Source organism: Pengzhenrongella frigida (genome assembly GCF_004168625.1).
GTDB lineage: Bacteria > Actinomycetota > Actinomycetes > Actinomycetales > Cellulomonadaceae > Pengzhenrongella > Pengzhenrongella frigida.
In genome coordinates this window covers 40939-60555 of sequence record NZ_SDWW01000012.1, presented here as the reverse complement: position 1 = coordinate 60555, position 19617 = coordinate 40939, and the positions used below count along the sequence as shown (strand labels likewise).

The window sequence follows — 19617 nt, the reverse complement described above, 5'->3', positions numbered from 1 at the left end:
TCCGACGCGACGACGGGCGGCCACCAGGATCGGTGACCGCCCGTCGGGGCGAACTGGTCGAGCGTCCGGCGGTCTTACTTGGCCGGGACGGTCTCCCGCTTCTCCTTGATCTTCGCCTTCTTGCCGCGCAGTGCGCGCAGGTAGTACAGCTTCGCGCGGCGGACGTCACCACGGGTGATGACCTCGACCGACTCGAGCGCCGGGGAGTGCACCGGGAAGGTGCGCTCGACGCCGCAGCCGAAGCTGATCTTGCGCACGGTGAAGGTCTCCCGCACGCCGCCACCGGCGCGCGAGATCACGATGCCCTGGAAGATCTGGACGCGGGAACGAGTTCCCTCGACGATCTTGACGTTGACCTTGAGGGTGTCACCGGCACGGAAGGCCGGGATGTCGGTCCGCAGCGATGCTGCGTCGACGGAATCAAGCGTATGCATGTCATTCGCTTCCTCGCGCTGCCACAGGTCAGGCGCGTTGTCAGGGACACCCGCGAAAGGGCGTCCCGATGGCGTGGATTACGCGGGTGGACCAGAGATCGTGATCGTCACCCCTGTGGCAGAGACGCGACCGGAACACACCGACCGGTCATTCTGCCACAGTCGTCGGGTGGAGCGCGCCGCCAGAGGCGGCCCAGCCCAGCTCGGAGAGCCGCGCCAGGTCGGCGCGGTCGAGCATCGCCACGTCGAGCGCGGCGATGAGGTCCGGGCGCAGCTCGGCCGTCCGGGTCAGCGCCTGGTCGCGGCGCCAGCGCTCGACGCGCCCGTGGTGACCGGACAGCAGGACGTCGGGCGCCTCGAGCCCGGCCCAGGACGGTGGCTTGGTGTACACGGGGTACTCGAGCAGCCCGGCCAGGCCGTGCGACTCCTCGACCAGCGACTGCGGGTTGCCGACGACGCCGGGCAGCAGGCGGGCCACGGCCTCGACCAGCACCAGCGCCGCGACCTCGCCGCCGTTGAGCACGTAGTCGCCGATCGAGACCTCGCTGACCCGGATGCCCCGCTCGCGGTAGTGCTCGGCGACGCGGGCGTCGATCCCCTCGTACCGGCCGCACGCGATCACGAGGTGCTCCTGCGTCGCGAGCGCCTCGGCGGTCCGCTGCGTGAAGGTGGTGCCCGACGGCGTCGGGATGAGCAGGTGGGAGGCCTCGCCGAGCAGGCCGTCGAGCGCCACCCCCCACACGTCGGGCCGCATCACCATGCCGGCCCCGCCCCCGAAGGGCGTGTCGTCCACCGTGTGATGCCGGTCGGTGGTCGAGTCGCGCAGATCGTGCACGTGCACGTCCAACAGCCCGGACGTGCGCGCCTTGCCCACGAGCGACAGCTCGAGCGGCGCGAGGTACTCCGGGAAGATCGAGACGATGTCGATGCGCACGTCAGGCCTCGCCGGGGCCGGACGTCTCATCGGAGATGACGAGGTTGGCCACGTCGGAGGCGAGCAGCCCGCCGGGCGGGTCGAGCACGACACGGCCACCGGCGACGTCGACGACCGGCACGATCGCCCGGACGAACGGTATGAGCGTGCGGGCGCCGGACTCCTCGACGAGCACGAGCATGTCGTGCGCCGGCAGGTGCTCGAGCCCCGCGATGGTCCCCAGGGTGCGGCCGTCGACGTGCTCGGCGCGCAGCCCGGCGAGCTCGTGCGGGTACCAGGCGTCGTCCTCGTCGCTCGCGGTCGACTCGACCAGCAGCTCGACGCCGCGCAGCGCCTCGGAGCCGGTGCGGTCCGTCACCTCCTCGAAGGTGAGGAACCACTTGTCGTGCAGCGAGCGGACGTGCGCGATCGTCAGCGGCCCGGCGGTGGCCGGTGCCGTCGCCAGGACGGCGCCGACGACGAGTCGCTCCTGCGGCACGTCGGTGCGCAGGTCCAGCGCTACCTCGCCGCGCAGCCCGTGGGCGCGGCCGATCCGGGCGACCGTGAGCTGCATGGGTTTCCTCCGACTTGCGCGACAGGTGGTCTGCACGAAAGGCCCGGTCCCGATGTTCCGGGACCGGGCCTCTCGGTTCGTGCTGGTGCTCGCTGTACTTCGGTACTGCAGGTGCGTGCGGACGCGATCAGCGTCGGTCGACATCCACGACGTCGATCCGAACCGGTCCGTCCGAGGCGAGTGCGCCGACGACGGTGCGCAGTGCACGCGCCGTCCGGCCGCCTCGACCGATCACGCGCCCGAGGTCTTCGGGGTTGACCCGGACCTCGAGCAGCTCGCCCCGGCGGAGCGGCTTCGCGGACACCTGGACGTCGTCCGGGTGATCAACGATGCCGCGCACCAGGTGCTCGAGCGCGTCCGCGAGCATCAGGCCTGCTTGTCCGCGTCGGACTCGGCAGCCTTGGCCGCAGCAGCGGCCGCGTTGGCCCGCTTCTCCGAGGCCTTGGCCTTGGACTTCTCGGCGGCGACCGCGTTGGCCTCGATGGCGGCCTTCGGGTCGAGCTTCGGCTCCTTGACCTTCAGGGTGCCTTCGGCGCCCGGGAGGTTCTTGAACTTCTGCCAGTCACCCGTGATCTTGAGGAGGACGGCGACCTGCTCGGTCGGCTGTGCGCCGACCCCGAGCCAGTACTGCGCGCGCTCGCCATCGATCTCGATGAGCGAGGGCTCCTCGGTGGGGTGGTACTTGCCGATCTCCTCGATCACTCGGCCATCGCGCTTCTTGCGCGAGTCCGCGACGACGATGCGGTAGTACGGCTGACGGATCTTGCCAAAGCGCTTCAAACGAATCTTGGTGGCCACGGTGGTGGTCTCTCCGGTTTCTGCTGGGATGACCCGGCGTCCCGTCCCGTGGGGGCAGGGGGGCCGTCAGGCCTAAGGACACGGTCGCGGCGGCTAGAGGGTCCGCCGCACCGGGTACAGCGGGTCATTGTGCCAGATCGGCGGCCCGGACCCAACTGCGTGCGGTCAGGTCAGCGACCGAGGAACTTCTCCAGGCCGGCGGGCAGCTCGAGCGGAGCCGCGGGGCCGTCGGTGTCGGTCGACGCGGGCTTGGATCCCAGGCCAAACGCGGACCCCTTCGGCGCCGCCGGCGCTGGACCGGCCGCCGCCAGACGCTCCTGCTCGGCGCGCTTGGCGGGGTTCCCGGACTTGCCCTTCTTGCCCTTGGCCGGCGGCGCGCTGCGCCCTCGGCCCTTCTTGCCGCCCATCCCCGGGAGGTTGCCCATCCCGGGCAGGCCCATGCCGCCACCCTTGGCCATCTGCGCCATCATCTTGCGCGCACCCTCGAACCGTTCGAGCAGCTGGTTGACGTCGGTCGCCGTCGTGCCCGAACCCTTCGCGATGCGGGCGCGGCGGGAGCCGTTGATGATCTTCGGGCTGCGGCGCTCCCCCGGGGTCATCGAGCGGACGATCGCCTCGACCCGGTCGACCTCGCGCTCGTCGAAGTTGTCGATCGCCTCACGCATCTGGCCCATGCCGGGGAGCATCCCCAGCATCTTCTTCATCGACCCCATCTGCTTGAGCTGCTGCATCTGCACGAGGAAGTCCTCGAGCGTGAATCCGGTGCCGGAGGCGAGCTTGGCCGCGAGCTCTTCGGCCTGATCGGCGTCGAACGCCTTCTCCGCCTGCTCGATCAGGGTGAGCACGTCGCCCATGTCGAGGATGCGCGAGGCCATCCGGTCCGGGTGGAACACCTCGAAGTCGGTGAGCTTCTCGCCGGTCGACGCGAACAGGATCGGGCGCCCGGTCACCGAGGCGACCGAGAGTGCCGCGCCACCGCGGGCGTCGCCGTCGAGCTTGGTGAGCACCACGCCCGTGAAGCCGACGCCGTCGGCGAAGGCCTGGGCCGTGGCGACCGCGTCCTGCCCGATCATCGCGTCGATCACGAACAGGATCTCGTCCGGGTCGAGGGCGTCGCGGATGTCGCCGGCCTGCTGCATCAGCTCGGCGTCGACGCCGAGCCGGCCGGCGGTGTCGACGATGAGGATGTCGTGCTGGCGGGAGACCGCGGTCGCCAGGCCCTCGCGCGCGACGGCGACCGGGTCGCCCGCCACCGCCTGGCTCTCGTCGGCGTGCCCCTGGGTGCCGGGGTGCGGCGCGAAGACGGGGACGCCGGCCCGCTCCCCGACGATCTTCAGCTGGGTGACGGCGTTGGGGCGCTGCAGGTCGGCCGCGACGAGCAGCGGCGTGTGGCCCTGGTTGCGCAGGTGCAGCGCGAGCTTGCCGGCCAGGGTCGTCTTGCCGGCACCCTGCAGGCCCGCGAGCAGGATGACCGTGGGCGGGGTCTTCGCGAAGACCAACGGGCGGTTCGCGCCGCCGAGGATCGCGACGAGCTCGTCGTTGACGATCTTGACGACCTGCTGGGCAGGGTTGAGCGCGCCGGACACCTCGACCGAGAGCGCGCGCTCGCGCACCTTGCCGGTGAACTCGCGCACCACGCTCACCGCGACGTCGGCGTCGAGCAGGGCGCGTCGAATCTCCCGCACCGTGGCGTCGATGTCGGCTTCCGACAGCCGGCCCTTGGTACGCAGGTTCTTGAAGGTCGACGTCAGTCGATCGGACAGCGTGGCGAACACCGCTACATCCTCACCGTTCGTTCGAGATCACGGACGGTTCAGCGTACCCGCCAGCGTCGCCGCGGCTCTGCCGGTCAGGTCGTCGATCAGCCGGGCCCGCCACGCGGTCCAGGCGGTCGGCCCCGCGGCCGAGGCGTCCGCCTCCGTCAGGGCGCGCAGCATCCGCAGCATCCCGGGCCGGTGGTCGACGGCGTCGAGCAACGCCTCGACCGTCTCCGGGGCTTCCGGATCGCGGGTCGTGGCGAGGTCGGCGAGCGTGAGGTGGTGACGCACCAGCCGGGTGACGTCGGCGATCTGGTCGGCAGCGAAGCCCATCCGCGTCATGATCGGCTCGACCAGTCGGGCCCCCTCCACGGAGTGGTCCCGGGAGCCGGGCCGTTTGCCGATGTCATGCAGCAGCGCGGCCACGAGCATCACGTCCGCGCCCTCGTGGCTCTGGTACGTCCGGGTGACCCGCGAGACGGTCTCGATCAGGTGCCGGTCCACGGTGTGCCGGTGGATCGCCGACCGCTGGGGCCGGTTCCGCACGGCGGCCCACTCGGGGATCCAGGTCGTCACGACGCCGGCGAGGTCGAGCGCCTCCCAGACCGGGATCTGGGCCGAGCCGGTGCCCAGCAGCTGGAGCAACGACTCCCGGGCCGGCCGCGGCCACGGCACCGGGATCGCCGGGGTCAGGGTCAGGCTCGCGACCGTGACCGGAGAGAGGTTGAGGCCGGTGCGGGCCGCCGTCGCCGCCGCGCGCAACGAGAGCAGCGGGTCGGTCGCGGGCCGCGCATCCACGCCGAGCACGAGCTCGCCGTCGTGCTCGACCAGGCCGAGGCCGACCGAGCGCAGGCTCGGTGCCGGACGGCGCCCGCGCACGAGCACGGGCCGGCGCGACACGGTCGGGCGCTGCAGGGCCTGGCGGGCGTGCCGCACGGTGGTGTCGAGCGCGTACGAGACGATGCGGCCCGCCTCCGCGAGGCTCGCGAGCAGGTCATCGGCATCGTCGAAGTCGCACATCGCGGCGACCTCGTCCTGGTCGGCGAGCAGCAGCCGGTTCGTGCGGCGGCGGGTGACGACCTGGACGGCGTCGCGCACGTCGAGCAGGTGGGCGTGGGCCTCGTCCACCGCGCCGTGCGGGCGGTCGGTGAGCCAGGTCGCAGCCAGGGCGGACAGGACGACGGCGTCGCGAATCCCGCCGCGCGCCTCCTTCAGGTCGGGCTCGATGAGGTAGGCCAGCTCGCCGTGCCGGTCGGCGCGCTCGCGGGTCGACCCGAGCAGCTCGGGCAGCCGGCGGCGGGCCGCCCCGCGCCAGTCGCTGAGCAGGGCCGACTTCGCCCGGTGCGCGACGACGGCGTCGCCCGCCACGGGCCGCAGATCGAGCAGTCCGACGGCGGCAGGCAGGTCCTTGGAGGCGACCTGGCGGCACTGGGCGAGCGAGCGCACGGAGTGGTCGAGGTCGAGCCCGGCGTCCCAGATCGGGTACCAGAGCCGCTCGGCCAGGGCCGCGAGCTGGGCCGGGCTGTGACCCCGGCCGTCGTGCACGAGCACCAGGTCGAGGTCGCTCGCCGGGCTTGGGTCGCCCCGCCCGATGCTCCCGACGGCGCTCAGGGCGATCCCCGTGATCGGGGCACCCGAGGTACCGCCGTCGTCCGCCGGGAAGTCCGCCACCGCGGTCTCCCACAGCTCGGTCAGCCGGGTCGTGACGAGCTCGGCGACGGCGGCGCGACGAGCGACGCCGTCGGACCCGGGCCCGCTCAGCCGGGTGGCGAGCTCCATGCGCTGGACCCGAAGGTCCCGCACCCCCGTGCGGGGGTGCGGGACCTCGGGCGCCGCGGGGCCCTCTGTGTCGCCTTCCGGCGCCCGCGATGCGGTCATGCTTACAGCGCGTCCACGCCGTGCTCGCCGGTCCGGACCCGGGCCACGTCCTCGACCGGGACCACCCAGACCTTGCCGTCGCCGATCTTGCCGGTCTGCGCCGCCTTGATCAGGACCGCGGTCACGGTGGCCGTGTCCTCGTCCGCCACCAAGACCTCGATGCGCACCTTCGGGACCAGGTCCACGGTGTACTCCGCGCCGCGGTAGACCTCCGTGTGGCCGCGCTGCCGGCCGTAGCCGCTCGCCTCGCTCACGGTCATCCCGCGGACACCGGCCGCCTCGAGGGCCGATTTCACATCATCCAGCCGATGGGGCTGGATCACTCCGGTCACGAGCTTGGTCATGCCTTCACCTCCGTCATGGTCACGCGAGCACCCAGGGCCTCGTACGCAGTCTCACCGTGCTGTGCCAGGTCGATGCCGCCGACCTCGTCGCCGTCACTGACCCGCATACCGATAGTTGCCTGCAGGATCGCACCGATCACGTACGTCACGATGAAGGAGAACACGACGACCACGACCGCCGCGATCACCTGGGTGGCCAGCTGCGTCAGACCGCCGCCGTAGAACAGCCCGTTCATGGCGCCCTCGGGGTACCAGGTGGAGTTCTTGTCGGTCGCGAACAGGCCGATCAGGATGGTGCCGGTGAGACCACCGACGAGGTGGACCCCGACGACGTCGAGCGAGTCGTCGTAGCCGAACCGGTACTTGAGGCCGACGGCCAGGGCGCAGAGCGAACCGGCGATGGCGCCGATCGCGATGGCACCGAAGGTGTCGACGGCTGCGGCCGCCGGGGTGATCGCGACGAGACCGCCGACGACGCCGGACGCGGCACCGAGCGAGGTCGCCTTGCCGTCACGCAGCCGCTCCGTGAGGAGCCAGGTGAGCATCGCGGCGCAGGTGGCGATCAGGGTGTTCAGCCAGGCCCGGCCGGCGACGCCGTCCGCGGCGAACTCGGAGCCGGCGTTGAAGCCGAACCAGCCGAACCACAGCAGCGCCGCACCGAGCATGACGAACGGAAGGTTGTGGGGCCGCATGGGCTCCTTGCCGAAGCCCTTGCGCTTGCCGAGGATCAGGGCGAGCGCGAGGCCGGCGATACCGGCGTTGATGTGCACGACCGTTCCACCGGCGAAGTCGATCGGGACCGACAGGCCCATGTCGACGGTGATTCCCTCGGCGCCGAGCAGGCCGCCGCCCCACACCCAGTGGGCCACCGGCATGTAGACGATGGTCACCCAGATGCCGGCGAAGATCAGCCACGCACTGAACTTGGTGCGGTCCGCGATGGCACCGCTGATGAGGGCGATCGTGATGATGGCGAAGGTCGCCTGGAACGCCACGGCAACGAGCGCGGGCACGCCGGCCGCTGCCATCAGGCTCTGGTCATCGGTCATGCCGTCGAGGCCGAAGTAGTCCAGCGGGTTGCCGATGAAACCACCGATGTCGCTGCCGAACGTGGCCGAGTAGCCCCACAGGACCCAGATGAGCCCCACGACGCCCATGGCGCCGAAACTCATCATCATCATGTTGAGCACGGACTTGCCCCGCACCATGCCACCGTAGAAGAACGCCAGACCAGGCGTCATCAGCAGCACGAGTGCAGAAGCCGTCAACATCCACGCTGTGTTGCCTGTATCCAGCGCAAAATCCATGAGGATCGCCTCTCCCTTCGCCGGCCGCTCGGCCGGACGGTCATTACTCTCTGGGAGAGGAGTTACCCGACAGTGCCCGTGGTGTTACCGGGGCGTGACAAGGAGTGCAGCCAGGTAAACGTTGCGTTTCGCGGCACCCGTACGGGGCAATCTGCCGGGTGAGGCGTCAGTCCCCGAGCAGCCCGTCGACGAAGTCGGCCGCGTCGAACGGGGCCAGGTCGTCGGGGCCCTCGCCGAGCCCGATGAGCTTGACCGGGACCCCCAGCTCGCGCTGGACCGCGATGACGATCCCGCCCTTGGCGGTGCCGTCGAGCTTGGTCAGGACGATCCCGGTGACCCCCGCGACCTCGGCGAACACGCGCGCCTGGTTCAGACCGTTCTGGCCCGTGGTGGCGTCGAGCACGAGCAGCACCTCGGTCAGCGGCGCCTCCCGCGTGATGACCCGCGTGATCTTGCCGAGCTCGTCCATCAGGCCGGCCTTGTTCTGGAGCCGACCGGCGGTGTCGACGAGCACGACGTCGGCCCCGGTCTCGCGGCCGCTGCGCACGGCGTCGAACGCGACCGCGGCCGGGTCGGCGCCGTCGCGGTCGGAGCGCACGGTGGGCACCCCCACCCGGGCCCCCCAGGTCTCGAGCTGGTCGGCGGCGGCGGCGCGGAACGTGTCGGCCGCGCCGAGCACGACGGTGCGCCCGTCGGCCACCAGGACCCGCGCGAGCTTGCCGACGGTCGTGGTCTTGCCCGTGCCGTTGACCCCCACGACGAGCACGACGGCGGGGCGGTGCAGGCCGTCCTCGCCGAGGCCCGGCGCGGTGGCGAGGGTCCGATCGAGTGCCGGGTCGACGAGGGTGATGAGCTGTTCGCGCAGCAGGGCGCGCACGGCGGCCGGCTCCCGCACGCCGTCGACCCGCACCTGACGGCGCAGCGCGTCGATCAGCTCGCCGGTCGGCCCCGCACCGACGTCCGCGAGCAGCAAGGTCTCCTCGAGCTCGTCCCAGTCGTCCTCGGAGAGGTGGTCGCGCGAGAGGACCGCGAGCAGACGAGCACCGAGGGGTGAGCCCGATCGGGCCAGCCGGCCCCGCAGCCGGGCCATGCGCCCGACGACGGGTTCGGGCACCTCGAGCGTGGGGGCAGGCGTCGGGGGCGCCTCGGCGACGCCGGCGTCAGGCGCCAGGACGTCCTCGGGCAGGGTCGCCGTGGACCCAGGCGTCGTGCCCGTGGGCGCGGGCGCCGTGCCCGTGGGCGCAGGCGCCGTGTCAGCCGGCGCGCTCGGCAACGTCGGGCCGGAGCTCCGGCGTCGGGCGACGAGGGCGACGGCCGTACCCAGGACAGCGAGGGTCGGCAGGCCGATGGCGAGGAGCAGATCGAGGGTGTCGTTCACCGGGTCAGTCTGTCAGGACCTTCGCCGTGGGCGCCGCGGAGATTCGCGAGCAACGCCTGCGGGGCTGTCGGCGGGGCGGCTCAGCGCCGGACGAGGCCGACCCCGCGGGACGCCAGGTCGCGCGCACGCAGGAGCGTGTCGGCCAGGTCGTCGAGCTGCAGATAGGCGTCGTCGTCCACCTCGGCGGCGGCGAAGAACTCGTCGAACGTCGCATCCACCGGCTCGGGCTCGAGAACCCTGGCCGTGGCCTCGGGAGTGGTCTTGCGCGAGCGCCACGACGCCAGGCCGGCTCGCACGTCGGTCAGGACCTCGCGCGGACCGCCGGACCGGCTGCCGTCGTTGCCGCGGCTCGCGACGACCAGCACCACCACAGCAGCAGCGAGGGCGACGAGAGTCCAGACGACAAGAGAGACCATGGCTCCAGTATCTCCCGTCCGACGTCCGCTCACCCGCCGGCAGGGCCGTGCGGTGACCGAACTCACTCGACAACCACTCGCCCGCCAGCCCGACCGCCACGCGTCCGGATCAGGTCCGGGTGCTCTCGCGCATCCGCTGGCTGACGACCGTGGTGACGCCGTCGCCGCGCATCGTGACGCCGTACAGCGCGTCGGCGATCTCCATCGTGCGCTTCTGGTGCGTGACGACGATGAGCTGGCTGTCTTCCTGGAGCTCGACGAACAGCTCGAGGAGTCGACCCAGGTTCGCGTCGTCGAGCGCGGCCTCCACCTCGTCCATCACGTAGAACGGGCTGGGGCGGGCCTTGAAGATCGCCACGAGGAGCGCGACGGCGGTCAGGGACCGTTCCCCACCCGACAGCAGCGACAGGCGCTTGACCTTCTTGCCCGCCGGCCGCGCCTCGACCTCGATCCCCGTGGTGAGCATCTGACCCGGTTCGGTCAGCACCAGGTGCCCCTCGCCACCCGGGAAGAGCCGGGGGAAGACGATCTCGAACTGCGCGGCGGTGTCCCGATAGGCGTCGGCGAAGACCTGCTCCACGCGCTCGTCGATCTCGCGCACGATCTCGAGCAGGTCCGCGCGGGACCGTTTCAGGTCCGCGAGCTGATCGGTGAGGAACTTGTGCCGCTCCTCGAGCGCGGCGAACTCCTCCAGCGCGAGCGGGTTGACCCGGCCGAGCAGCGCGAGCGCGCGCTCGGCGGCCCGCAGGCGCTTCTCCTGCTGCTCGCGCACGTACGGGACCTCCCGCGGCGCGTCGTCCGCGCCGGCGAGCACGGGAACCGGCAGGTGGGGCCCGAAGCTCTCGAGCAGCATCTGCGGATCGAGGCCGAGGTCGTCGACGGCGCGCATCTCGAGCTGTACGATCCGCAGACGCTGCTGGGCGCGGGCCACCTCGTCCCGGTGCGCCACGTCGGTGAGCTCGGCCAGCTGGCGGGTGAGCTCGTCGACCTCGGCGCGCAGCACCACGAGCGCGCCGTCGCGCTCCTGCCGAGCCGCCTCCGCCGCCTCGCGTTCGAGCCCCGCCCGGTGCAGGGAGACCTCGAGCTCGGCGAGCGCCCGCTGCGCGCCGCTGCGCACGGCCTGGGCGAGATGGGCCTGGTGGGCGCGGACGCGTTCCCGGGCGGCTGCCCGCACCCGCGCGGCGCGTTCGGTCTGGGCCGCCCGTTCGAGCGACTGGGCCCGGCCCGACAGGGCCCGGGCGCGTTCCTCGCTCGTGCGCAGCGTCAGGCGCGCATCGGTCTCCGCTCCGCGGGCCGCCGTGGCCAGGCCCGCGAGCCGGTCCCGCTCCTGCGTGCCCTCCTCGATGGCTGCCTCGGACTCGGCCGGCTCGGTCTGGGCGGCGCCCAGCCGTGCGGTGAGCTCGGCGAGCTCGGCCTGATCGGCAGCGAGCGACGCGGCGGCCACCGCGAGCGAGCCGCGTACCCGCTCGGCCTCCGCGCGGGCGGCGCGGGCCGTCGCGCCGAGGTGCCCGAGCTGTTCGGCCACCGCGGCCAGGGCTGCATCGGACTGGTTCAGGCGGTCGAGGGTGTCCTCGTAGGCGGCACGCGCCGCGGTCTGGCCCTCGACCGCCGCGACGAGCTCAAACCTCGCCCGCTCACCGCGTCCGGCGGCCTCGGCGAGAACGCGGCGGGCCTCCTCCAGGGCGGCCTGCAGGTGCAGGACGCTCGGCGCCGTGGCCGACCCACCCGACGCGGTCGTGCGCGAGAGCAGGTCACCGCCGCGAGTGACCACGGTCAGGTCGGGCCGGCTGGCGACGATCGCCCGAGCCGTCGCGAGATCGTCGACGACGACGACCCCGGCGAGCAAGACCTGCACGGCGCCGCGCACGGACTCGGGGGCACGCACCAGATCGATCGCGCGATCGGCGCCGACCGGCGGCTCGGGCTCCGCAGCCCCACCCGCACCGGCGGTGCCGGCTGCACCGGCTGCACCGATGAGCAGGCTCGCCCGCCCCGCGTCGTCGGTGCGCAACCACCGGATCGCGTCCACGGCCGCGTCGACCGACTCGACCGCCACGGCATCGGCCGCCGACCCGAGCGCCGCGGCGATGGCGTTCTCGTTCCCGGCGGTGATGCTCAGCAGCGCGGCGAGCGACCCGAGCGTGCCGCCCAGGCCGTCGGCCGCGAGCAACGCGCCCGCACCGTCCTTGCGCGTCAGGCTGAGCTCGAGCGTCTCGATCCGGGCCACCTGCGAGGTGCGGTCGCGCTCCGCCACGGCGAGCTGCTCGCGGAGCGCGGCCACGCGGGCGGCGGACTCCTCGACGGCGTCGGCGGCGGCCTCGTGGTCGCTGTCCAGGCCCTCCTCGCCCTCCTCGACCCCGGCGACCTGCGTCTCCAGCGCGGCGAAGTCGGTCGTGGCGCGACTCCCCCGCTGCTCCGCCTCCGCCAGCGTGTTCCGCAGGCGTCCCAGCTCGCTCTCGGTGGCCTCGACCCGGCTGCGCCGGGCGGCGACGTGCCCCGCGAGCCGCGCCAGCCCCTCGCGCCGGTCGGCCGCACCGCGCAGCGAGGTGGCGAGCGCCTTCTCAGCGGCCGACGACGCGGCCTCGGCATCCGCGCGGGCGGCGACGGCCTCGGCGAGCGCGGTCCGGGCGAGCTCCACCTCCGCGACGAGCTCCGCCTCCGCGGCACGCACGCGCGCGGCCTGCGCGTCCAGGTCGTTCGGGTCACCGCGATGCTCCACCTCGCCGGCCGCCGAGCCGAGGAGCCGGAGCCGTTCGGAGGCGAGGGTCGCGGTGCCGCGCAGTCGCTCGCGCAGCGACGACAGCCGGTACCAGACCTCGCTCGCGGCGGAGAGCTGCGGGCTGGCCTCGGCGGCGAGCTGCTCGAGCGCGGTGAGCCGGCCGCGCGCGGTGTCGAGCGCCTGCCCGACCTCGCCGCGCCGAGAGGCCAGGGCCGACTCGTCCGCGATCTCCTGCTCGAGGGTCGAGCTGAGCTGGGCGAGGTCGTCCGCCAGCAGGCGGGCCCGGGCGTCCCGGAAGTCGGCCTGGACGACCTGGGCACGACGGGCGACCTCGGCCTGCTTGCCGAGCGGCCCGAGCTGGCGACGGATCTCACCGGTCAGGTCACCGAGCCGGGTGAGGTTGGCCTGCATCGCCTCGAGCTTGCGGAGCGCCTTCTCCTTGCGCTTGCGGTGCTTGAGGACCCCGGCGGCCTCCTCGATGAAGCCGCGACGCTCCTCGGGGGTGGCGCGCAGGACGGCGTCGAGCTGCCCCTGCCCGACGATGACGTGCATCTCGCGTCCGAGCCCGGAGTCGGAGAGCAGGTCCTGGATGTCGAGCAGCCGGCACGACGAGCCGTTGATCGCGTACTCCGACCCGCCGTTGCGGAACAGCGTCCGCGAGATCGTGACCTCGCTGTACTCGATCGGCAGGGCGCCGTCGGCGTTGTCGATGGTGAGCGAGACCTCGGCCCGGCCGAGCGGCGGCCGCCCGGCCGTCCCGGCGAAGATGACGTCCTCCATCTTGCCGCCGCGCAGCGACTTGGCCCCCTGCTCACCCATCACCCACGCGAGCGCGTCGACGACGTTCGACTTGCCCGAGCCGTTCGGCCCGACGACGCACGTCACCCCAGGCTCGAAGTTCAGGGTCGTCGCCGAGGCGAACGATTTGAACCCGCGCAGGGTGAGGGTCTTGAGGTGCACGAGGGCAGCCTAGAAGGTCCTGGTCAGAGGGTCGGGAACCAGAGCGCGATCTCGCGCGCGGCCGACTCCGGGGAGTCCGAACCGTGCACGAGGTTCTGCTGCACGGCGCTCCCCCAGTCACGGCCGAGGTCCCCGCGGATGGTGCCCGGTGCGGCACCCGTGGGGTCGGTCGTACCGGCCAGGGCACGGAACCCCTCGATCACGCGCTCGCCCTCGGCGACCACCGCGAGCACCGGTCCGGACGCCATGAAGTCGACCAGCGGGGCGAAGAACCCCTTGCCCGCGTGCTCGGCGTAGTGCTCCTGGAGCAGGTCCGACCCGGCGGTGCGCAGGTCCACCGCGACCAGGCGGTAGCCCTTGGCCTCGACCCGGCGAAGGATCTCGCCCGCCAGGCCGCGGCGGACCCCGTCGGGCTTGACGAGGATGAGGGTGCGCTCGGTCGCGACAGCGGGAGCGGTGGAAGCGGTCGGCACTGCGGATGCGGTCATGCGAGGACCCTAACGGCCGAGCGGGCCTGCGTCGTCCCCGTCCTGCTGCGCCTTCTCCCGCTGCGCTGTCTCGCCCTGCGCCGCGTCCCACTCCGCCTTCTCGCGATCGATCCGCCCACCGAGTCGGAGCGCGACCACCCACAGGGCGACGAAGACGATCCCGACCCCGAGCGCGGTCCCCCCGACGAACGAGGCGGCCCGCACCGGCGCGAAGAGCAGCACGAACCCGCTCGCGAGGATCAGCCCCTGCACCACGCTGCCGGCCAGGTAGGCACCCGGCCGACGCAGCATGCCGGACAGGACCACGAGCACCAGGCTCAACGTGCCGCCCACCGCCCAGACGACCCCGGTCGGGGCGGCCCGGAGCCCGAACGCGACCAGCGCGGCGAAGAACACCACGAAGGCCTCGAGCACGAGCACCGTCGCCGCGAACGTGCGGCGCACCGACCGCCGACCCCCGGTTTGTGGCGAGGGCGGGCGGCTCGTGCCGGGGGCCCCGGTCGGGAGGTCGCTGGACGGGGAGGTCATCGCGTCAGGCTACCGGCGCCCGCTGCGGTTCCGGCAGGGTCGGGCCGTCGGTCCCGGCCGGGTGCCGGCCGACCTGCTCGAGCTGAGCCGGAGTGCCCTCGACGATCGCGCCGTCGTCGGCGATCGCCTCGCCGCGGGCGACCATCCCAGCCACGTCGGACAGCTTGACCTCACGCAGGAAGAGCGTGAGGACGAAGCCGAACGCGAGCAACGGCACGAGGTACCAGAAGGCCGGCGCGAGCGCGTTGGCATAGGCGTCGATGACCCCCGTGTGCAGCGGTTCGGGCAGGGCCGCGACCAGGGCCGGGGTGAGCCCGTCGGTGCTGGCTCCACCGGCGCCGGCGGGGACCCCCGCGAACACCTCACCGAGGTTGGTCTCCAGGCGGGACACGAAGATCGTGCTGAACAGCGCGGTACCGACGGCGGCGCCGATCTCGCGGAAGAAGTTGCTCGCGCTGGTCGCCGTGCCCATCTCGTGGGGGTCGACGGAGTTCTGCACCGCGAGCACGATCGTCTGCATCACGAGGCCGAGCCCGGCGCCGAGGACGAAGATCATCGCCGAGAACAGCAGCATGTTGACGCCGCCGGTGAGCTGGGTCAGCCAGACCAGCCCGAGGGTGGCGATGCCCATGCCGAGGATCGGGTAGATCCGGTAGTGACCGGTCTTGGTGATCGCGATCCCGGATCCGATCGCGGTGGCCATGACGCCGACCATCATCGGCAGCATGAGGAAGCCCGACTCGGTGACCCCGGCACCCGTCGACATCTGCAGGAACTGCGGCAGGAAGCCGAGCGCGGCGAACATGCCCATGCCGATCACCAGGCCGACTGACGTGGCGATGGCGAACGTGGGGTTCTTGAACAGGTGCAGCGGCAGCAGCGGCTCTTCCGCGCGCTGCTCGACGAACACGAACACGACGGCCGAGAGCACGGTGCCGACCACCAGGGCGAGGAGCGACAGATCGGTCCAGTCGTAGCCCGCGTTGCCGCTCCAGCTCTGCCAGCTCGTGGCGAGCACCAGGCCGGAGGTGGCCACGACCATGAAGAAGATGCCGGCGACGTCGATCTTGCGGCCCGACCGGTGGCTCGGGAGCTTGAGGGTCTTCCAGGCGACCGCGAACGCCGCGATCCCGATCGGGATGTTGATCCAGAAGCACCAGCGCCAGTCGAGGCTCTCGGTGAAGAACCCGCCCAGGAGCGGCCCGATCACGGCGGCGACGCCGAACAGCGCCCCCATCGGGCCCATGTACTTGCCGCGGTCCTTCGCCGGCACGATGTCCGCGATGATCGCCTGCGACAGGATCATGAGCCCGCCGCCGCCGAGCCCCTGGATCCCGCGCCAGACGACCAGCTCGCCGAAGCTCTGCGCGAAGCCGGCCCCGGCGGACGCCACGGTGAACAGCCCGATCGCGACGAGGAACGGGTACCGCCGGCCCCACAGGTCACCGAACTTGCCGTACAGCGGCATGACGATCGCGATCGCCAGGATGTAGGCCGTGATGACCCAGCCCTGGTGCGCGACGCCGTTGAGCTCGCCGACGATCGTGGGCATCGCGGTGCCGACGATCGACTGGTCCAGGGACGACATGAACATGCTGGCCATCAGGGCAGCGAAGATCACCCACACGGTGCGCTTGGTGAGCACGATCAGCGCAGGCGCCGTGTCTGCCGGTGGGGTGGGGGTTGGGGTGGGAGCGGCGGGAGCCATCGGGACCTCGTTCAGGTTAGGGACAGGTGGTGTCGGCGCCGTTGCCGCGGGGAAACAAAGACGATCGGGAAGGGGATGCAGTTCTCAGGTCTCGGCCAGGAGCCCGCGCAGGTCGTGCACGACGCCGGCCAGCTGGTCCTGGGCACCGCCCTCACCCCCGGTGGCCTCCCAGCGCACGAAGGCGGACCGGGTGAGGACCATCACGAGGATGCCGATCAGCTCGACCCGGTCGGCGGGCACGTCGGGGCCGAGCCGGCGCCGGATGAGCGCCTCGACCTCGCCGCGGGACTTCTCCATCCATGCCACCTGGGCCAGCAGCAAGCGAGGTTCGTGCTGCGCGAGCGCCATGACGCGCGCGATCCGGTCCTTGCCGATCATCGGCTTGTCGAGCAGCCAGGTGACGAGCACCTCGAGGTCGGTCATCAGGTGCCCGGTCGGACCGCCGGCCGCGAACGCGTCCGCCACGGCGGGGTCCATCGCCCACGGCTCGATGCCGAGCACGGCGTCGTCCTTGGAGGCGAAGTAGTTGAAGAAGGTCCGGGTGGAGACGCCCGCCTCGGCGCAGATCGCCTCGACGGTGGCGCCGTCCAGCCCCTCGCGCTCGACGAGCAGGTGGGTGGCGTCGATGAGGGCCTCACGGCGCGCCGCCTTCTTGCGTGAGCGCAGGCCAGCGGGCGGCGCGGACGACTCGGAGACGGAGGACATGACCGGAACTCTACACCGAGTGCAAATATGCAGTCAGTAAAGTTTCGAGTGATTCACGTCTCACCGACGACGCCGTCTCACAACGGTCGCTGTCGCTACGCCTCGCCGAACCCGGCCTCGATCTCGTCGATCACGGCCACGAGAGCCGCACGCGCCTGCGGTCCGGCCGCGGTCACGACGACCTGCTGGCCACCCACCGCCCCCAGCCCGATCAGGGCGAGCACGCTCGCGGCGTCGACGCCGTTCACCGTGACGACCGCCTCGAAGCTTGCGGCGGTTCGCGCGAGCTGCGCGGCCGGCCGGGCATGCAGGCCGAGCGGGTTGCGCAGCACGGCCGTGGCCCGCATCGAGGCCGGGACGGGTCCGTGCTCCGAGGGTGCCGCGCCACCCGAACGGGCGAAGGTCGCGCCCGCCAGCTCAGCGGCACCGAGCACGGCCTCGACGTCCTGGCCGCCGTCGGCCGCGACGGCCGCCGCGATCGAGCCCTCCACGAAAGGTGCGTCGGCCAGGCGGACCCGGGCGCGAACCTCGTCGTCCAGGAACTCGAGGACCGACTCCGCGGTGAGGACCGCCGAGCCCAGATCGGTCAGGATGACGACCGAACGCCCGCCGTCGGCGGCGCGGCCCAGGCCCGCCTCGATCAGGTCGTAGCTCGTGCCGATCCCGCCGTCCTCGAGCCCGCCCGCGGCGACCAGCAGGACGCTCGGGGCCATCTGTGCCGCAAGCTCAAGGGTCCCGGCGGCGAGGTCCCGCGAGTGCGAGACGAGCAGGAGCGCCACCGGGGCACGGCCTGCGTCGCCGCCGGTCGACGCAGCCTCGACGGGAGCGGTCATGCGCCGTGCGCGGCAGCCGCGTCGGACGCGGCCCGCAGGACGATCGCGGTCGAGGTCGCCCCCGGGTCCTGGTGCCCGGCACTGCGCTCGCCCAGGTAGCTGGCGCGGCCCTTCGTCGCGACCAGCGGAATCGTCGCGACGGCACCGAGCTCGGCGGCCGAGGCGGCCGAGACCAGCACGGCCGCGGCGTCCGCACCGCCGGTCGAACCCGCGACGGCGGCCTCGACCGCGGGGGACCAGGCATCCACCATGGTCTTCTCGCCCGTCGTGGCCTTGCCCCGCGCGACGATCCCTTCGAGAGCCGCTTCGAGCATCGCGACCACGCCCGGGGCGTCGAGCGCGGGGGTGGCCGAAACCTTGGCGGCACGCAGATACGCGGTGCCGTACAAGGGTCCGGCCGCCCCACCGACCTTGGACATGAGCGTGGTGGCGATCAGCTTGAGCACGTCGCCGACCGTGCCCAGAGGCTCCTCGAGCGCGTCGAGCCGAGCGATGACGGCGGTGAACCCGCGCGCCATGTTCTCCCCGTGGTCGCCGTCACCGATCTGTCGATCGAGCTCGTTCAGCTCAGACCGTCGAGCGAACACCTCGTCCGCCGTCCGTCGGGTCCAGTCGACCGCCCACGCCACATCCAGGGTCATGCTCAACCTTCCGATTCGTCGACTACCAGTGCATCGCCGCCGTGTTCACGGGGGCGTCCCACAGCGCCGTGAGCTCCGAGTCCAGCCGAAGGACGGTCACCGACGCACCCTGCATCTCGAGCGAGGTCACGTAGTTGCCGACCAACGACCGGGTGACACGAACCCCCCGGGCCTCGAGCAGCTTGCGCGCCTGACGATAGACGATGTAGAGCTCCGACGCGGGGGTCCCCCCCATCCCGTTGACGAACAGCAGCACGTCGTCGCCCGCGGCCAGGGCGAGGTCGTCGGCGACGGGCGTGAGCAGCATCTCCGTGATGTCGTCCGCGGGGGCGAGCGGGATGCGCCGACGCCCGGGCTCACCGTGGATCCCGATGCCGATCTCGATCTCGTCGTCGGTGAGGTCGAAGCTCGGCTGGCCGGCGTGCGGGACGGTGCACGCGGCGAGCGCGACGCCCATCGTGCGGACGTTCGCAATCACGTGCTCGGCGACGGCCGTGACCGCCGCGAGGTTGTCGCCGCGCTCGGCTGCTGCGCCGGCGATCTTCTCGACGCAGACCGTGCCCGCGACCCCGCGTCGACCTGCCGTGTACAGCGAGTCCAGGACCGCGACGTCGTCGTTGACGATCACGGTGCTGACCTCGATGTCGTCAGCCTCCGCGAGCTCGACGGCCGTCTCGAAGTTGAGCACGTCGCCGGTGTAGTTCTTCACGATGGCCAGCACGCCTGCGCCACCGTTCGCGGCGGCGATCGCCGGGGCGATCTGATCGGGGGTGGGCGAGGTGAACACCGCGCCGGGAACTGCGGCGTCGAGCATGCCGACCCCGACGAAGCCCGCGTGCAGCGGCTCGTGCCCGCTGCCGCCGCCGGAGACGAGGCCGACCTTGCCGGCCACCGCACCGCCAGCGCGGGAGACGAAGTCGGGGTCAAAGCTCACCGCGACGATGTCCGCATGGGCCCAGCCGAACCCCTCGACGGACTCGGCGACGACGTTCTGCGGGTCGTTGATCAGCTTCTTCACGCTGCACATCCCTTCTTCACCGGCGCGTCGCGCGCGGGTCCGAGCCAGAGCAGGGCGTGTCGTCGGTGACCCGCCCGGTGAGACAGCGGTGAGAGGGCGCCTGCGCGCCTCTCACCTGTCTGTTCACCTTTTCGGGGCGCCGAACCGGCGTCAAGGGGAACTCGTGCACCAGAGATGCACGTTTGTTCACCCGGGTGCACGACCCGCCGTGCGCGACC

The 19617-nt window shown here is 72.2% G+C and carries 19 protein-coding genes; all 19 read right to left on the bottom strand.

The annotated features are described in order from the left end of the window. Positions 1-74: 74 nt before the first annotated feature. The 19 genes from rplS to dhaK all read right to left on the bottom strand — a co-directional run bounded on the left by rplS (position 75) and on the right by dhaK (position 19399). Positions 75-434 (bottom strand): 50S ribosomal protein L19, encoded by a 360-nt coding sequence (gene rplS, locus EUA98_RS06790; RefSeq protein ID WP_130101915.1) that lies wholly within the window; start codon positions 432-434, stop codon positions 75-77. A gap of 148 nt (positions 435-582) precedes the next feature. Further along, positions 583-1368, bottom strand: coding sequence for a tRNA (guanosine(37)-N1)-methyltransferase TrmD (gene trmD, locus EUA98_RS06785; protein ID WP_130101914.1), 786 nt, complete (start codon positions 1366-1368; stop codon positions 583-585). A gap of 1 nt (position 1369) precedes the next feature. Next, the gene (rimM, locus tag EUA98_RS06780; RefSeq protein WP_130101913.1) at positions 1370-1921 is read right to left on the bottom strand and encodes a ribosome maturation factor RimM; all 552 of its coding nucleotides are present in this window, start codon (positions 1919-1921) and stop codon (positions 1370-1372) included. 127 nt (positions 1922-2048) lie between these two features. Beyond that, on the bottom strand, positions 2049-2288 hold the full coding sequence (locus EUA98_RS06775; RefSeq protein WP_130101912.1) for an RNA-binding protein: 240 nt from the start codon (positions 2286-2288) through the stop codon (positions 2049-2051). Then, positions 2288-2719, bottom strand: coding sequence for a 30S ribosomal protein S16 (gene rpsP / locus EUA98_RS06770; protein ID WP_130101911.1), 432 nt, complete (start codon positions 2717-2719; stop codon positions 2288-2290). Before rpsP ends, EUA98_RS06775 begins: the two co-directional genes overlap by 1 nt. Positions 2720-2889: 170 nt before the next feature. Next, positions 2890-4494, bottom strand: a complete 1605-nt coding sequence (gene ffh / locus EUA98_RS06765; RefSeq protein ID WP_130101910.1) for a signal recognition particle protein — start codon at positions 4492-4494, stop codon at positions 2890-2892. Positions 4495-4521: 27 nt separating this feature from the next. Beyond that, the gene (locus EUA98_RS06760) at positions 4522-6354 is read right to left on the bottom strand and encodes a [protein-PII] uridylyltransferase (protein ID WP_130101909.1); all 1833 of its coding nucleotides are present in this window, start codon (positions 6352-6354) and stop codon (positions 4522-4524) included. Between the two features lie 2 nt (positions 6355-6356). Continuing rightward, a complete protein-coding gene (locus tag EUA98_RS06755) occupies positions 6357-6698 on the bottom strand; it encodes a P-II family nitrogen regulator (protein WP_130101908.1) in 342 nt (113 codons plus the stop codon). After that, entirely contained in the window at positions 6695-8005 is a 1311-nt protein-coding gene (locus EUA98_RS06750; RefSeq protein ID WP_130101907.1) for an ammonium transporter, read from the bottom strand. The genes EUA98_RS06755 and EUA98_RS06750 overlap by 4 nt, the downstream gene beginning before the upstream one ends. Positions 8006-8171: 166 nt before the next feature. After that, on the bottom strand, positions 8172-9383 hold the full coding sequence (ftsY, locus tag EUA98_RS06745) for a signal recognition particle-docking protein FtsY (RefSeq protein ID WP_130101906.1): 1212 nt from the start codon (positions 9381-9383) through the stop codon (positions 8172-8174). An 80-nt stretch (positions 9384-9463) separates the two neighbouring features. Next, positions 9464-9799 (bottom strand): hypothetical protein, encoded by a 336-nt coding sequence (locus tag EUA98_RS06740; protein WP_130101905.1) that lies wholly within the window; start codon positions 9797-9799, stop codon positions 9464-9466. Positions 9800-9908: 109 nt separating this feature from the next. After that, positions 9909-13478 (bottom strand): chromosome segregation protein SMC, encoded by a 3570-nt coding sequence (smc, locus tag EUA98_RS06735; protein WP_130101904.1) that lies wholly within the window; start codon positions 13476-13478, stop codon positions 9909-9911. A gap of 23 nt (positions 13479-13501) precedes the next feature. Beyond that, positions 13502-13966 carry a nucleoside-diphosphate kinase gene (gene ndk, locus EUA98_RS06730; RefSeq protein WP_130101903.1) on the bottom strand — a complete coding sequence of 155 codons (465 nt, stop codon included), beginning with the start codon at positions 13964-13966 and terminating at the stop codon, positions 13502-13504. A 9-nt stretch (positions 13967-13975) separates the two neighbouring features. Continuing rightward, a complete protein-coding gene (locus tag EUA98_RS06725; protein WP_130101902.1) occupies positions 13976-14494 on the bottom strand; it encodes a DUF4233 domain-containing protein in 519 nt (172 codons plus the stop codon). Positions 14495-14498: 4 nt separating this feature from the next. Further along, positions 14499-16202 (bottom strand): MDR family MFS transporter, encoded by a 1704-nt coding sequence (locus EUA98_RS06720; RefSeq protein ID WP_130101901.1) that lies wholly within the window; start codon positions 16200-16202, stop codon positions 14499-14501. A gap of 84 nt (positions 16203-16286) precedes the next feature. Further along, complete coding sequence (locus EUA98_RS06715) at positions 16287-16907, bottom strand: TetR/AcrR family transcriptional regulator (RefSeq protein ID WP_130101900.1); 621 nt, start codon at positions 16905-16907, stop codon at positions 16287-16289. A 95-nt stretch (positions 16908-17002) separates the two neighbouring features. Beyond that, entirely contained in the window at positions 17003-17740 is a 738-nt protein-coding gene (dhaM, locus tag EUA98_RS06710; RefSeq protein WP_130101899.1) for a dihydroxyacetone kinase phosphoryl donor subunit DhaM, read from the bottom strand. Then, positions 17737-18381 (bottom strand): dihydroxyacetone kinase subunit DhaL, encoded by a 645-nt coding sequence (gene dhaL / locus EUA98_RS06705; RefSeq protein ID WP_130101898.1) that lies wholly within the window; start codon positions 18379-18381, stop codon positions 17737-17739. Before dhaL ends, dhaM begins: the two co-directional genes overlap by 4 nt. 22 nt (positions 18382-18403) lie before the next feature. After that, complete coding sequence (gene dhaK, locus EUA98_RS06700) at positions 18404-19399, bottom strand: dihydroxyacetone kinase subunit DhaK (protein WP_130101897.1); 996 nt, start codon at positions 19397-19399, stop codon at positions 18404-18406. Between the last annotated feature and the right edge of the window lie 218 nt (positions 19400-19617).

Bases quoted from the DNA above. Each gene is read 5' to 3' on its own strand.
- rplS (WP_130101915.1), bottom strand. From the start codon at position 434: ATGCATACGCTTGATTCCGTCGACGCAGCATCGCTGCGGACCGACATC.
- rimM (WP_130101913.1), bottom strand. From the start codon at position 1,921: ATGCAGCTCACGGTCGCCCGGATCGGCCGCGCCCACGGGCTGCGCGGC.
- EUA98_RS06775 (WP_130101912.1), bottom strand. From the start codon at position 2,288: ATGCTCGCGGACGCGCTCGAGCACCTGGTGCGCGGCATCGTTGATCAC.
- EUA98_RS06760 (WP_130101909.1), bottom strand. From the start codon at position 6,354: ATGACCGCATCGCGGGCGCCGGAAGGCGACACAGAGGGCCCCGCGGCG.
- EUA98_RS06755 (WP_130101908.1), bottom strand. From the start codon at position 6,698: ATGACCAAGCTCGTGACCGGAGTGATCCAGCCCCATCGGCTGGATGAT.
- EUA98_RS06750 (WP_130101907.1), bottom strand. From the start codon at position 8,005: ATGGATTTTGCGCTGGATACAGGCAACACAGCGTGGATGTTGACGGCT.
- EUA98_RS06740 (WP_130101905.1), bottom strand. From the start codon at position 9,799: ATGGTCTCTCTTGTCGTCTGGACTCTCGTCGCCCTCGCTGCTGCTGTG.
- ndk (WP_130101903.1), bottom strand. From the start codon at position 13,966: ATGACCGCATCCGCAGTGCCGACCGCTTCCACCGCTCCCGCTGTCGCG.
- EUA98_RS06725 (WP_130101902.1), bottom strand. From the start codon at position 14,494: ATGACCTCCCCGTCCAGCGACCTCCCGACCGGGGCCCCCGGCACGAGC.
- EUA98_RS06720 (WP_130101901.1), bottom strand. From the start codon at position 16,202: ATGGCTCCCGCCGCTCCCACCCCAACCCCCACCCCACCGGCAGACACG.
- EUA98_RS06715 (WP_130101900.1), bottom strand. From the start codon at position 16,907: ATGTCCTCCGTCTCCGAGTCGTCCGCGCCGCCCGCTGGCCTGCGCTCA.
- dhaM (WP_130101899.1), bottom strand. From the start codon at position 17,740: ATGACCGCTCCCGTCGAGGCTGCGTCGACCGGCGGCGACGCAGGCCGT.
- dhaL (WP_130101898.1), bottom strand. From the start codon at position 18,381: ATGACCCTGGATGTGGCGTGGGCGGTCGACTGGACCCGACGGACGGCG.